This is a genomic window from Bacteroides sp. AF32-8BH (genome assembly GCF_003435205.1).
GTDB classification, from domain to species: Bacteria; Bacteroidota; Bacteroidia; order Bacteroidales; family Bacteroidaceae; genus Bacteroides; species Bacteroides ovatus.
The window spans coordinates 250,548-264,793 of sequence record NZ_QVLZ01000001.1 but is presented as its reverse complement, the minus strand read 5'-3'; the positions used below and the strand labels follow the sequence as shown (position 1 = coordinate 264,793).

The following is a 14,246-nucleotide window of genomic DNA, read 5'->3' as shown; positions in this document are numbered from 1 at the left end:
GCAATGAAGAAAATTCTATTTTTACTGCTCACTGTCGTTACAGTATGCAGTTGCTACAATGACGATGATCTTTGGGATAAAGTCAATGATCTCGACGGACGAGTAGAAACACTAGAAACAACAGTCAAGAAAATGAACTCTGAAATTACAACTTTACAGAGTTTGGTAGACGCATTAAATCAAGGGAAAGTAATCACCAACACGGAACAGACATCTGATGGCTACACATTAACTTTCAGTGATGGAAGCACCGTATCTATCAAAAATGGAAAGAATGGTACAGATGCTCCTGTGATTGGAGTGAAAGCTGACGAAGACGGAATATATTACTGGACCATTACTACCAACGGTACTACAGAATGGCTGCCGGATGCAACTAACAAGTTAAAAGTGACAGGTACAACTCCAGTTATGGGAGTTGACAGTGACGGATACTGGACCGTTGATACAGGCGAAGGAGCCAAACGCATTAACGGAACAGACGGCAAACCTGTGAAAGCGGAAGGACAAGACGGAGACTCTTTCTTCAAATCTGTTACAGTTAATGACAATCATGTACTAGTTACTCTTGCAGATGGAACGTCGTTCACATTGCCCAAAAGGGAAACATATACATTTGACATTGCCAATAGGGATTATACCTTGTTCTCGTCTAATGAAACAAGGACGTATCTTCTTACAACTGCCAATATAAACGACGCAACATTAATTGCTATTCCGCAAGGATGGACAGCGGTTCTTAATGATAAAGACTTAAGAATCACAGCTCCGGCAGTTTCAGGTGATGATGTCAAAGATGGTGAACTTAAAATACTTGTCACTCCGTCCAAAGCTTTCGGTAAAGTAATAAAAATGCAATTAAGAGCAGTGCGTGAAGCACACTTCTTGACATTCGAGGATGTTGATTATAAAGGTGATGCTAACATGGTAGGAGAAAGAAACTGGTCATCATTAATTGACAGCCAACAATATGGTGGCTCACTACTTTATCCTAAGAATAACCAACTCTATAACTGGAGTGATGCAAACAATACTTTTCTTGCTTCCGAACTTCCTAACGGATGGGGTGATTACCAATACTGGGGTGGCGGACACGCAATTTCCAATTATCTGGATATGGATCTTACTCATGGAGACTTCCAGCACCAACTAGCGGTTTATTATCAGGATGCAAAAACTGGTTTTGGAGGACATAATGGTTCCAAAAACTTCTGCGTACATTACGGCTATGCAGACAATTCCGGATATGCCAACGGTCCATTACCCTATATTTACTTTGGAGACGGAGTTGCTCGTGTAGTTGACCACATGTATGTGACTATGACGACCTACCTAGCCAACTGTGTGGCCAACGGTAACGGTTTGACCGCACCCGCAGGCAAAGATGATTGGGTGAAACTGGTTGCTATCGGTTATGATGAAGATGGAAAAGAAGTAGCTACACGTCCGGAATTTTATCTGGTCGGAGCCGAGGGTAATATACTTGAATGGACAAAATGGGATTTATCCGCATTAGGCAAAGTGGTCAAAATAGACTTTAATGTCACTGGAAGTAATGATAACGGATATGGTTTCAGCCAACCCGCCTATTTTGCTTATGATGACGTAGCAGTGAGATTCTAATGAAATATATTATACTTCTTTTATTTGTTCTGTTCGCATTAGTATCATGCGTGAAAGAAGAGGAGGACTCTCCTCTTCTTTCCGCTCCTGTCATTACCCTGAAAGAAGAATCCCCCATCTATAAAACAAAAATTGGTCGGGAGATAACCATCGCTCCTGTTTATGAAAATACCGATTCGGAAACGACCTTTAACTGGACAATAGATGGAAAGAGTATCTGCACCGCTTCCACCCTGACATTTTCAGCCGATGAAGCAGGCAGGTATTTCATTCTGATTTCTGCCACCAATGCCGGAGGGACAACAGAAAAAGAGATACGTATCGATGTCTTTCAACTTGATATACCGACTATCTCTATTGCGGATGCCAACAAAGGTTTCAAAGTGCTTCAAGGCTCTGAACTAACCATTACACCTATAGTAGATTCTTTTCTGGAAACCAGTTACTCCTGGCAAATAAACGGTGAAGATATTTCGAGCGAATTAACCTGTACTCTCCCCACAACCGAACTTGGCGAATATCAGGTTCGTTTTGCTACTCACAATGAAGATGGCGATGACGAAGTAACTTTCAAAGTAGAAGTTTGTTCACCGGATCAAGTAGATTTCAACTGGACATTCCTGCAAACGGAATATAACATGTCAGCCGGCAGAACTATCCGTATCAAACCGGTTGACGTGAATAATGCACTGGATGCAGTCTATACATGGACCGTGGACAATGAACAAGTGCAATCCGGAGAAAATGATACTTATCTGTTTACATCCGAGCAGCAGGGAGAACACACGGTAAAGGTCGAAATGAAGAACTCATATATACTCGCTACGCAAACATTAAAAGTCAATGTTTGCCCTCCCGCAGGAACATACCAGCGGAAGATTAGCGCCACAAGTTCTGCGTCAATGAACAAAGTATATGAATATTTACCGGCTCCCGGTCAATTCATCAATGAGAATCATAACACAACAACTATGGCAGAAGCCTGCACCTATGCAGAAGAACGAATCAATCAGACGGCTTATGTTTCCCTAGGCGGATTCGGTGGATACATCATCGTTGGATTCGATCATAGTATCGTGAATGATGGAGATTACAACATTGCTATTACAGGAAACGCTTTTGATGGTTCGTCAGAACCGGGAATTGTATGGGTAATGCAGGACGAAAATGGTGATGGGTTACCTAATGACACTTGGTATGAATTGCGCGGATCCGAATATGGGAAAGCCGAAACCTGGCAGGACTATGCCGTCACCTATCATAAACCAACTGGTATTCAGCTTCCCACCCCATGGACAGACAATCATGGTCAAAGTGGGTCTATTGATTATCTGGGTGCTTTTCACCGGCAAGATTATTATTATCCCGCCTGGGTAAAGGAAAAACAATATACTTTGCGAGGTACTCGCCTGAAAGAGCGTAATTACGATCAATCCGGTAATGGTACTTATTGGGTAAATGATAGTTATGAATGGGGATATGCTGATAATTTCAGCGCCATTGATCGTCTGACAGATGATGACAACTATAATGCCGGACCGTCTGACAATCATTTCAAGATATCCCATGCTGTAACTTTCGACGGTAAGGATGCAAACCTGAAGTACGTTGATTTTATCAAAGTACAAGTGGGTGTTAATAGTAAAAGCGGTTGGTTGGGTGAAATATCCACTGAAGTTTTTGGAATAAAGGATTTCAACATGCTCAAATAATTGATAGAATATACATAAGAGATTCTTTTCGCTATTAAATATAGAGATAAAAATTACCAAATGGTAATTTTTATCTCCTCCCATAACCCTACCTTTGTCGCCATTTTCAACGACAAAGGTAGAAAGTTATGAAAGATAGTATTGATTTCGGCAGTATGAACATCTCCACGTTGTTCCGTAAGTTACTAATTCCTACGGTACTTGGGATGGTATTCTCGGCTCTGTTCGTTATTACGGACGGGATATTTGTAGGAAAAGGAATTGGCAGTGACGCGCTGGCGGCAGTAAATATCACTGCACCGCTTTTTATGATCGCAGCGGGTATCGGACTGATGTTCGGAGTGGGAGCTTCGGTGGTGGCTTCCATTCATTTATCTCAGGGAAAACGCAAAGTAGCAAGTATTAATATCACTCAGGCAATTGCTTTTTCCGCATTGCTCATACTTATCCTGTCTGCTCTGTGCCTTTATTTTATAGAGCCATTAGCCAGATTATTAGGTAGTTCGGACCGATTGTTGCCGTTAGCTGTAGAATATATGGCATGGTACATTCCTTTTCTCGTATTCTACGAAGTCTTAAATATAGGTATGTTCTGCATCCGTCTGGACGGTTCACCCACCTATGCCATGATGTGTAATGCGGTTGCAGCCATACTCAATATCATACTGGATTATATATTCATCTTCGAATTTGGTTGGGGAATAATGGGAGCAGCTTTTGCCACCAGTCTGGGGACTGTTGTGGGAGGGTTGATGACACTGATTTACTTACTCCGCTTCTCTCGTACCCTCCATCTATGCCGGATAAAGTTAAGTATCAAAAGTCTGTTACTGACTCTTCGCAACATCGGTTATATGATTAAACAGGGAAGTTCTGCTTTTATCAGTGAAGCCTCCATTGCCTGTATGATGTTTCTGGGGAACTACGTTTTCATCCGCCATCTCGGTGAAGACGGAGTGGCAGCATTCAGTATTGCTTGTTACTTCTTCCCTATCATCTTCATGGTCTATAATGCCATTGCACAATCCGCACAGCCGATTATCAGCTATAACTTCGGAGCCGGACAACCCGAGCGTGTACGAAAGACACTACATCTCGCCATTCGGACCGCTTTAATCTGCGGTATCAGCTTTTTCATTCTTACCGTACTATGCTGCCAAGACATCGTTTCGTTATTCATTGACCGCAGCTACGCTGCATTTGATATAGCAGTAAACGGGCTTCCTTATTTCGGAGTAGGATTCATTTTCTTTGCCGTCAACATGATTGGCATTGGTTATTATCAGAGTGTCGAAAGAGGTCAGCGAGCAACAATTATCACTCTTCTCCGGGGAGTCGTATTTATGTTGATGGGATTCTTTGCGCTCCCTCCGGTATTGGGTATACCGGGTATCTGGCTAGCCGTACCATTGGCAGAGTTATTAACCACTTTCTATATTTTCGGAATTTATTTGAAAGATCGTTTCATTGTCTGCCGACGATAAGTATCTTTGCAATATGAGAACATTCATTGAAAAACTTTGCGATAGATACAAGGTATCAGAAACCGATGTACAGTCTCTACTGAACTGTATGGAAGAGGTACATTTCAAAAAGAGAGATTTAATAGTACGCGAGGGGACAAAGAACTGTAATCTTTATTTTATCAAGACAGGAATATGGCGAGCCTATTATCATAAAGACGGAGTGGATACTACCATCTGGTTTGCTTCAGACGGAGAAGCTGCTTTCTCCGTCTGGGGCTATGTAGATAATGCCTACTCATTAATAAATATTGAGGTCATGTGTGACAGTGTGGCCTATTGTATTTCCCGAACAGCTCTGAATCAGCTATTCGCCTCATCCATCGGACTCGCTAATTTGGGGCTCCGCCTCATGGATCATCAGTTTCTTCAACAGGAGAACTGGCTTATCAGCTCGGGAAGCCCACGGGCTAAAGAACGCTATCTCAACCTTATCAAAGAGACTCCGGAATTATTGCAATATGTACCTTTAAAACATATTGCGTCTTACTTGTGGATAACTCCGCAGTCGCTAAGTAGGATTCGGGCGAAGATAGCATCTTCTCCGCAATAATACTACGCTTTCGCGGTCTTCACCCCAAAAGCACAATAAGTCAAATAACACACACAAGCTAAAGTAACAAAAACGCCTCCAATAACACCTACTGTTCCTATTGCAAACCCAATCACCGGGGTAACTACTCCGCCACCGGCAACAGCAGTAATCATCAATCCTGAAATTTGGTTTGCTTTTTCCGGCCTTGCCTGTAAAGCCATCGAATAAATGATAGAAAATACGGATGAGGCAAAGAAGCCGACAGCACCGATACAAATCAGATTCACCATATCATTTTTTACAAAGGCCAGAATAAGCAAAGAGAAAATACAGGCAACAATATTCACACGGAAATATTTCATTTCAGCAATACGGGCTAACAAGAAAGCACCCAGCAAAGCACCTACCGTACGGCTTAAAAAATAAACCTGTGGGGCAAACTTTACTTGTTCTGCCGTCCAGTCAAATCGTTCCGCCATCAGTTTGGAGCTAATAAAGTTGGTAGCAACATCTACTCCCACAATAAAAAAGATACCCAGAAACAACAACAGAATCGTTTTATCCTTCAACAAAGAAAAAGTATCACTGATAGAAAGTTGTTGGGTTGCGGCACTGGAAGCTTCCCGTTTAACAGGTGTAGCCATCAGCCAAATGGCAGACAATAACGTGATAAAGCCTAATATAGGAAAACAATAATACCATTTGTCATCTCCAAAATGTGCTACAGCCAGCAACACAATCTCCGGCCCGACGAGAGAAGACACAGCTTTAATCACTTGTCCTGCCGTCAAACTACTTGTCAGCAAACGTTGGCTGGTTACCACATTACTCAATAACGGATTCAGTGAAACCTGTAAAATGGCATTGCCAATTCCCAAAAGAGCATAAGCTATCATACAAGTCGCACTGTTATAAACGACTAATGGCAGCAGCATACCCACTACCGTTATTCCCATACTAAGTAAAACCGTATTTTTACGTCCCCATTTGTTCATCTGATTTCCAACAGGAATACCTAAAAACAGGAACCAGATAAAAACCAATGAAGGAACAAATCCCGTCATCACGGGAGACCAGTTGAAAGTACGTTGAACATAATCGGACGAAATACCGACTATGTCACAGAAGCCCATTACAAAGAACCCGAAAAGAACGGGAAGGGCGGCATAAATAGAATTTTGTGTTTTCATGTTTAACCCACTATATTATAAAATGTAAAATCCCCGGTGTCCTGTCAAGCAACATCGACACCGAGGAAAATAAGCTGTTTATTCAGAACAATGAGGCGGATTTTCCACTCCCCATTTCTCATTCGGTTGATTTCCCATTGTGAGTTTCAATGTCCCACCTTTATAGAGTTCATCCCGGTACAACCAGCACTGTTCCAATGGTTTGCCATTCAGCGTAGCCGACTGTACATAATATGCATCCGGGGTATTACCTGTCGTTTCAATCACAAACGTTTTTCCAGTTGCATTCACCGGACTAAGTTTAATTTCAATCTTATCAAACAATGGACTGCCCATCTGGAAAGTCGGCCGTTCACAAGCTCCTCCCTGTACATCGAACAATCCCATTGCTGCCATCACATACCAGGCTCCTAACTGTCCCTGGTCTTCATCCTGACCATAACCATAACCATGTTCTCCGTTTGTTCCATAAAACTCATCACAGATCAAACGCGTCCATTTCTGTGTCAGGTAAGGCTTACCGGAGAAATTAAACAACCAGGAAATATGAAGACTGGGCTGGTTTCCGTGATTATAAGGGCTCTGTAAACCAGAGAAAGCATTTACTACTTTTCCACCACCAAAAATCGACTTACGGGCTTCTGTGAAGATAGAATCCAACCGATTGTTAAACTCATCTTTGCCGACTTTTTCAATCAAACGAGCCGGATTCTGCGGTACAAAGAAAGTATATTGCATTGCATTCCCTTCCTGAAAACCTCTCCATGATTCCAATGGATTAAAGTTATCAATAAACTCACCATTGGGTACTCTCGGACGAATCATCTTCAGCGAATCATCAAACAACTTTTCCCAACCTGCAGAAAGCTCCATCAAACGCTTATAATCTTCCGTACGTCCCAAAGCTTTTGCCCATTGAGCCACTGCATAAGCACTAAAACTATATTCTAATGTGTGAGATACGGAGAAGCTCGAACCTTCCGGATGTGTACCGAAATGAACACTGTTCTCATAAGGCACATACCCTCTCTCTACAAACTGTTTCACATCCATCTTGCCTGCCCCTTCAATGCGGCCTTCCCAGCCTAATTCATTCTTCAAGGCTGCCTGATAAGCTGTTTCCACATCAAAGTTACGAATTCCGCTATTATAAGCACCCGCTAAAGTGATGCTCACCATATTGGTTCCCACTCCGGAAACATACTTGCTGGTGGCAATACCATCCCCTAGCCAACCGGCATCTTTATACACTAGCAACTGACTGTTTACAAAGTCATTATAGTACTCCGGATATGCCAATGCCCAAAGAGAAGTCAGATTCCAGTAAGCTCCCCAAACCGCATCCGTATTATAGTGATTATATTCCGGTTTACCATCCTTAGTCAAAGGTATCTGACCAATGGTACCGTCATTTTTAGGATAAGCTCCGTTGACATCGCTGGCAAGCCCTCTACCCAATAATGCATGATACAACCCGGTATAGAATTTGATTTTGCTATCTTCCGTACCTCCGGAAACCAAGATGCGGCTCAAAGACTCATTCCATTTATCCGTAGTCGCTTTCATAGCCTCATCAAAAGCCAAGTCTTTCGCCTCCGATTCCAAATTCACTTTTGCATTTTCTATGGAAGTATACGATAAACCTATTTTTACATTGACTATCTCGTCTTTCTTTGTTTTATAATTCAGACACATGATAGCACCCGGCCCTTTTATTTCATTACGAGCCATCAAAGCACTATCTTGATAGAAAACTTCGACAGATTCCGGCGCACGGTCCAATTTTGCATAAAAATACATGGCAACCGAGGCACCTGCCTGATATTTCTTCACATATTCCGGCTCTGTAATCACATACCCTTCAATAGTATTTCCATCTACCTGTCTGATGTACGCATCACGCACAGCTCCACTTTCGCCCTGGCGATTGCCGATATTAAACAATATATGGGCATTCTCCGATTCCGGGAATGTATAACGCTGGAATCCGACACGAGCCGTAGCAGTAAGTTCAGCCTTTACCTGATAATCCTTTAATAACACAGAATAATATCCCGGACGTGCAGTTTCATCTTTTTTATCAAAGCGGGAACGGAAACCTTTATCCGGTTCTTCCAGCTTTCCGGGGTTTGTTTTCACTTCTCCCGTAACAGGCATCAGTGAAATTCCTCCTATCTGAAACTCGTGCAAGCAGGGAAAACCATCAATAGAAGTATGACCGTCCTCATAACCTACAGCCTCCCAACCTTGATTATTTCCGTACGTGCCGTTTGTAGATGCACCCAGCTTAGCTAAACCGAAAGGCTCGGCAGCCGGAGTATAGAAAAACCACCGACTATGAACCGTACCAATATTCGGATTCACATACTCTACCAGATTGGGACGATCAGGTGTTTTGCACCCTACGATACCTGCCAGAATCAACAGGCTACCTATCCATTTCAATTTCATCATTTATTTATTTTTCTGTTTTAACTTCTCCTTTAATCATCGCCACACGTGCATAATATTCCGGCACACACGAAGCATCCAACAACCATTTCGGTCGGCGTTTTTCATCAGTCCGCCCTGTCCAGTCATGATACATCAATCCGGCCTGATCGCGTGCATGATCCCAAGCATAATCCAGCCCTTTTATCATGGTATCCACATATTTGGGATCTCCCGTAACATTGTACAGATCGTGATATCCTCTGAACAAAACCAGATTAAACCAAGGCAAATCGGCAATATAGGGAATACCTTCTTCCGTGTATTTAAAAAACACTTTATAACTTCCTTCTGCCAAAAATTTAGCATTATCCAAATACGCCTGTTCACCTGTATAATTATATAAAGCTACAGCTGCTTGTAGCAAAGTACCAGTATTGTAAGTATACAAATCCGAGCATACAGCCGAAGTCGTCGTAAGCCATGAGTTCCAGACCACTCCCCTTTCAGGATCTTTCAGATATTTATCAATCCAATGATAGAATTTCTTTCCTACCTCCAAATAGTAATTGTCTTTAGTCGCTTCATACAGTTTTAAAGCCAATACCATCGCTTTTCCATTAGAGCAGGCTGGTTTCTGATCCTTCACTCCTTCCAGCCAGGAAACAGCCCCTTCAAAGTTCTCATCCCAACCACTTAAAATAAAGGTCAATACCTGTTTCGCCTTCTCCAGATAATGAGGATTTTTAGTTACCAGATAAGAATCAATGTAATCAATACCTACCAAACCATTATCGTCATAATAACGGTCTACCTTCCCAAATTGAACAGGGTAAGCCTGATAACCGAAAGGAACGCGTGTTGTATCATAATAATGTTCCATCGCCATCACCATCGAATCGACATAAACTGTATATTTCTCCGGTTCGATGGCAGCCATCAATACTGCTGAAGAAAAGACACCACTCATAGGCCACAGATAAGAAACTTCCTGTGCTTGCCGGGTGGAATCATTAAAATAAGTCAGATCAGGACGATGACTGCTTGGGTAATATTCAGAGAAGAGGCCGTATTTGGGAACCCGGTAGAGTTCCCAAACACGCTGAAACATTTCTTCTGCCTTATCTTTATTCGGAGTCGTTTTTGATTCTCCGGCACAAGAAAGAAGCACGAATACCATCGATACAAATAAAACTATATTTCTAATTTTACTATTCATATCCTATTCCTCTGTCACTGTTTCTCCTTTGTACAAAGCAATCATTCCCAAAGATTCGAGCGCAGCATCCTGCATCAACAACTGTTCAGCACGTTTTGGAGTTGCTCCTGTCCAGTCTTCATAGAACAGTCCGTTTGATAAACGGGCATTTTCGTATGCATAATCCAGGAAGTTGATGAATGTTTTGATATAATTGCCTGCATTTTTATAGTAAGGCTCAATATCAATAAATGCACGGATCAGTTTTGTTGTGAACCAAGGATCATGATCGGGATAAGCCAATGCCAGCCCATTAAGCGGACGTACAAAATAATTATACGCACCTTCGGAAGAAGCAATGGCACTGTCCAGATAAGTCTGCTCACCCGTTATTTTGTATAAACGGACTCCGTTAGAAATCATCACACCTGTATTGTAAGTCCATTTTGTTTTATTAATGGATCCGTCTGCTTGTTTATCATTCCAGTAACATCCATCTTCCGGATCACGCAAGTTAGTCAACGTCCAAGCATATAAACGTTTTGCCAAAGCCAGAACATCCGCTTTTTCCTCTTGAGGACATACAGAATGATATTCAAGCAAGAATAGCGTTGCATATCCATTAGCACATGTCGGTTTATTCGAATCACCAACTCCCTGCTGTCCTTTCTGGTCCTCATTCCACCAAAGACCTCCTCCAAACGTATCATCTTCACCAGCTTGCAGGAACTCAACGATTCTTTTAGCTTTCGTCACATAATCTTGATTATTTAGCAAATTAAAGGCCTCTACCAGTTCAATCCCCACAATAGAATTATCATCATAAAAACGTGTTCCACTACCGGTAGTACCATTGGTTTGAGAGCCATAACCACCCACAGTTCCATTAGGAGTACGATAATAAACTTCAAACCGGTCTACCATATCCGCATAATTCACATCATAACCCAAAGCATGCAAAGCTGCAGCTCCGGATACCAGTCCGTCATACGGCCATAAGAAAGAAGCCGAGTTATCACCATCTTTCTTGGGATAATTTTCATTATACAATCCTTCTGTCGCCCCACTATTGATCCGGTAACACTGATTAATCAAATCAAACTGCTCTTTAGCGCGTTTATGATAAACGACTTCCTCTCCGGGTTCTGACGGAGTAATCGGTGTAGGCGGAATATATTTCTCTACGTCATCTCCGGCACAGGAGAATAATAGTGCCGGAAGAATAGCTAAAATAGTCTTTATCTTTTTCATAACTTAGTTTTATTAATTAATCGGAGTCACATTAGTAAATGTATGTATCATCAATCCATCCGAATTCGTATCGATAGTGATAGTCGCATGCGTATAATCCAGACTACCTTTCATTTTCCAAAGATGATCCCACTGACTCCATTGGAACTCATACAAAGCATAGAAAGAAGCAGGTTCTCCACCTACCGGGCGTTCGGCACTCACGCCATCACCTCTACCCCAACACATAGTTCCACCATTTACTTGAGCTAAAAAGTAATAACGTTCCTCTATCCAGCCGAAAGGAGGATTCGTTTCCGGTTTCGCCGGATCATAAAAACGAATATCGCCTTCTCCTACAAATTTACCGTTACCAACATATTCCAATACAGCTATATCAGCAAATGTCGCTCCCCAAACACAACGAACAGCAGAACCGATTTTTTCCGTCGTCATTGCCATTGTATTAAAGTTCACAGTCAAGCGGGTTACTTCTTCGGAAGCAGCGACTGCCGTTTCACCATCTCCTTCTCTTAACTTCGAGCTATCATCAATATAATAGCTGAACGTTTCACCTGTAGTAGCTGACTTGAATGATATATTTCCTGCTGACAATTTTGTATAAATCTGGAAAACACCCTCTTCTACACAACGGAACGGAATTCCACCCTGTCCACTGTTTTCCGTAGCCGAACCATATAAATACAATTCCGCCGGAATATTATCAATTCCCTCTCCACGAGTTACTGTGATAGTAGCCACCTTGTCGGTTCTCTTCACTACTCCACCTTTCGAAGCGTTTACTGTCCATTTTATATCTCCGGTTTCCAAAGGATAAATGCCTGCATTTCTAGCAATCGTATTAATAGCTGCATGAGTGATTGACAAACTGGTCGCAGCTCCCAAATCACTTTTTACCGTAGCCAGCGGCTTTGAAAAATCGCCGTCTGCCTTGTCAAACAACACCTCGTACAATACAATTCCGCCATCTGCCGCGCCACCTCCTGACCACGACAACACAACAGGCGTTGGAGATGACACATCCAACTGGATAGAAGCAGGAGAACTCAATTCCGTAGGGACCGCAAAATCTGCGTTCAATTCATAATCTTCCTGGCATGATACCATTGCCAGAAGTACTGAACATATCCATAATATCTTTTTCATAATTATTCCTTTTTGAGTCGTTTAACCAATTACCAATTCGGATTCTGCTCCAAATTACCATTCAAGTCACGTTCAGCCTGTGGTATAGGCCACAAATAATGTCTATTTGCATTAAAGGTTCTGTTTTCAACCCGAACGTATCCATCATCCGTACCTACCACATCATTTGTCTTTAGTCCGTGACACCATCCATTCAATACATTATCCGCAATTCTCCAACGGATAATATCTTTATGACGATGTCCTTCCAATGCCAGTTCCGAACGACGTTCATTCCGTACAATCTCAATCAGTTTATCTTTAGAAGCTCCTTCCGGGAATTCCACTGCCGAAGCAAGTGTAAATCCGGCTCTATCACGAATTGGTTTAATAGTTGCATCCCAAGCCGTCTTATCCAGTTCACCTAACTCTGCCAATGCTTCCGCATTCATCAATAGAATATCAGCATAACGAATCAAAATCGGATTCAAACCGGAATAAAGAGTAGCACGATACGTATTATCCCAGTATTTCTTGATATAATAACCGGTAGCCGAACAATCCGATCCTACACCGTATCCATCTTTACCTTCTCCTTTCTCACAGTTGATAACGACTTCTGTTCCGTCAGCCAACGTATATGAGTTCCCAGTATACATCACTGTTGCTTTCAAACGTGGATCACGATTAGCATACGGATTACTTTCGTCAAACGATGTTCCTGTTTCTCTTATTGTTTTTCCATCTAGCATAATATAACTGTCTACCAACTCCTGCAAAGGAGAAAGCTGGGAATATCCCCCCAATGAAGGTGGCAGGAAAGCATACATCATCTGATGTTCACGGCTGGTCGGACGATACTGTGCATCCAAAATTACTTCAGAGTTGTATTCATTAGCAATCTCAAACAATCCTGCATAACTTCCAAAGAGCCTAAAACCTCCCTCCGTCATAATGGTGGACGTGATATTTTTCACTTGCGTCCAGTTACCTTCGAACAGATAAATTTTAGCTTTGATAGCCATTGCCGCCCAACGGGTAATCCGTCCTTTATTATCCGCATCATAAGAAGCCGGCAGGTAATTACCGTTAATCACTTCATCCAAATCCGCCAACATATTAGCAATGACAGTAGCTCTATCTGTACGTGCGATAGACATACTTTCCTTAATAGAAAGCACTTTCGTTGTATAAGGCACATCTCCGAACTTCGTATACAATTCATAATAATTATAAGCACGAAGCACTTTAGCCTCACCGATATAACGTTTCTTCAATTCCGGATCTAAATCAGGAACCCGGTCAATATTTTCGAGCAACTGGTTGCACATACGGATACCCGTATAACGTCCGTCCCAAACCTGTTTCACGTAAGAGTCGGCTGTAGAATATGAACCATTACCAATATTTTGTGTAAAATCATTAGGTTGTTTGGTATATGCATTGTCCGTCATAGCTTCACTATAAAGCTGTTCGTCCATATTTCCCAAATACGTATAGCAATTATTCAACGCCTTGACAGCTGCTTCAGGATCTTCTTCCCAATAAGTCAAGTCCGTTTCTCTGTCATACGGTGCCGTATCCAAGTCAACACAAGAGGCACCGCCCACTACCAAAACAGCAGATAAAATCAAATTCTTTATAGTTGTTTTCATCACG

The 14,246-nt window shown here is 42.1% G+C and carries 10 protein-coding genes; 4 read left to right on the top strand and 6 right to left on the bottom strand.

The features are described from left to right. Positions 1-3: 3 nt before the first annotated feature. From DWZ47_RS01110 to DWZ47_RS01095, 4 genes are all read left to right on the top strand, one after another. Positions 4-1,623 (top strand): PL29 family lyase N-terminal domain-containing protein, encoded by a 1,620-nt coding sequence (locus DWZ47_RS01110; protein WP_117512117.1) that lies wholly within the window; start codon positions 4-6, stop codon positions 1,621-1,623. Then, a complete protein-coding gene (locus tag DWZ47_RS01105) occupies positions 1,623-3,335 on the top strand; it encodes a PKD-like domain-containing protein (protein WP_117512116.1) in 1,713 nt (570 codons plus the stop codon). Before DWZ47_RS01110 ends, DWZ47_RS01105 begins: the two co-directional genes overlap by 1 nt. 128 nt (positions 3,336-3,463) lie before the next feature. Next, complete coding sequence (locus DWZ47_RS01100) at positions 3,464-4,819, top strand: MATE family efflux transporter (RefSeq protein ID WP_087320562.1); 1,356 nt, start codon at positions 3,464-3,466, stop codon at positions 4,817-4,819. 13 nt (positions 4,820-4,832) lie between these two features. Then, positions 4,833-5,411 (top strand): Crp/Fnr family transcriptional regulator, encoded by a 579-nt coding sequence (locus DWZ47_RS01095; RefSeq protein ID WP_007766934.1) that lies wholly within the window; start codon positions 4,833-4,835, stop codon positions 5,409-5,411. Positions 5,412-5,413: 2 nt separating this feature from the next. Here DWZ47_RS01095 and DWZ47_RS01090 read toward each other — a convergent pair whose 3' ends face one another. From DWZ47_RS01090 to DWZ47_RS01065, 6 genes are all read right to left on the bottom strand, one after another. Then, a complete protein-coding gene (locus DWZ47_RS01090) occupies positions 5,414-6,583 on the bottom strand; it encodes an MFS transporter (protein ID WP_004306681.1) in 1,170 nt (389 codons plus the stop codon). A 78-nt stretch (positions 6,584-6,661) separates the two neighbouring features. After that, complete coding sequence (locus DWZ47_RS01085) at positions 6,662-9,037, bottom strand: GH92 family glycosyl hydrolase (protein ID WP_117512115.1); 2,376 nt, start codon at positions 9,035-9,037, stop codon at positions 6,662-6,664. Positions 9,038-9,041: 4 nt separating this feature from the next. Then, positions 9,042-10,232 carry a glycoside hydrolase family 76 protein gene (locus DWZ47_RS01080; protein WP_117512114.1) on the bottom strand — a complete coding sequence of 397 codons (1,191 nt, stop codon included), beginning with the start codon at positions 10,230-10,232 and terminating at the stop codon, positions 9,042-9,044. Between the two features lie 3 nt (positions 10,233-10,235). After that, a complete protein-coding gene (locus tag DWZ47_RS01075) occupies positions 10,236-11,462 on the bottom strand; it encodes a glycoside hydrolase family 76 protein (RefSeq protein ID WP_117512113.1) in 1,227 nt (408 codons plus the stop codon). Between the two features lie 12 nt (positions 11,463-11,474). Then, positions 11,475-12,608 (bottom strand): SusE domain-containing protein, encoded by a 1,134-nt coding sequence (locus DWZ47_RS01070; protein ID WP_117512112.1) that lies wholly within the window; start codon positions 12,606-12,608, stop codon positions 11,475-11,477. 29 nt (positions 12,609-12,637) lie between these two features. Beyond that, positions 12,638-14,242, bottom strand: a complete 1,605-nt coding sequence (locus DWZ47_RS01065; protein ID WP_117512111.1) for a RagB/SusD family nutrient uptake outer membrane protein — start codon at positions 14,240-14,242, stop codon at positions 12,638-12,640. Between the last annotated feature and the right edge of the window lie 4 nt (positions 14,243-14,246).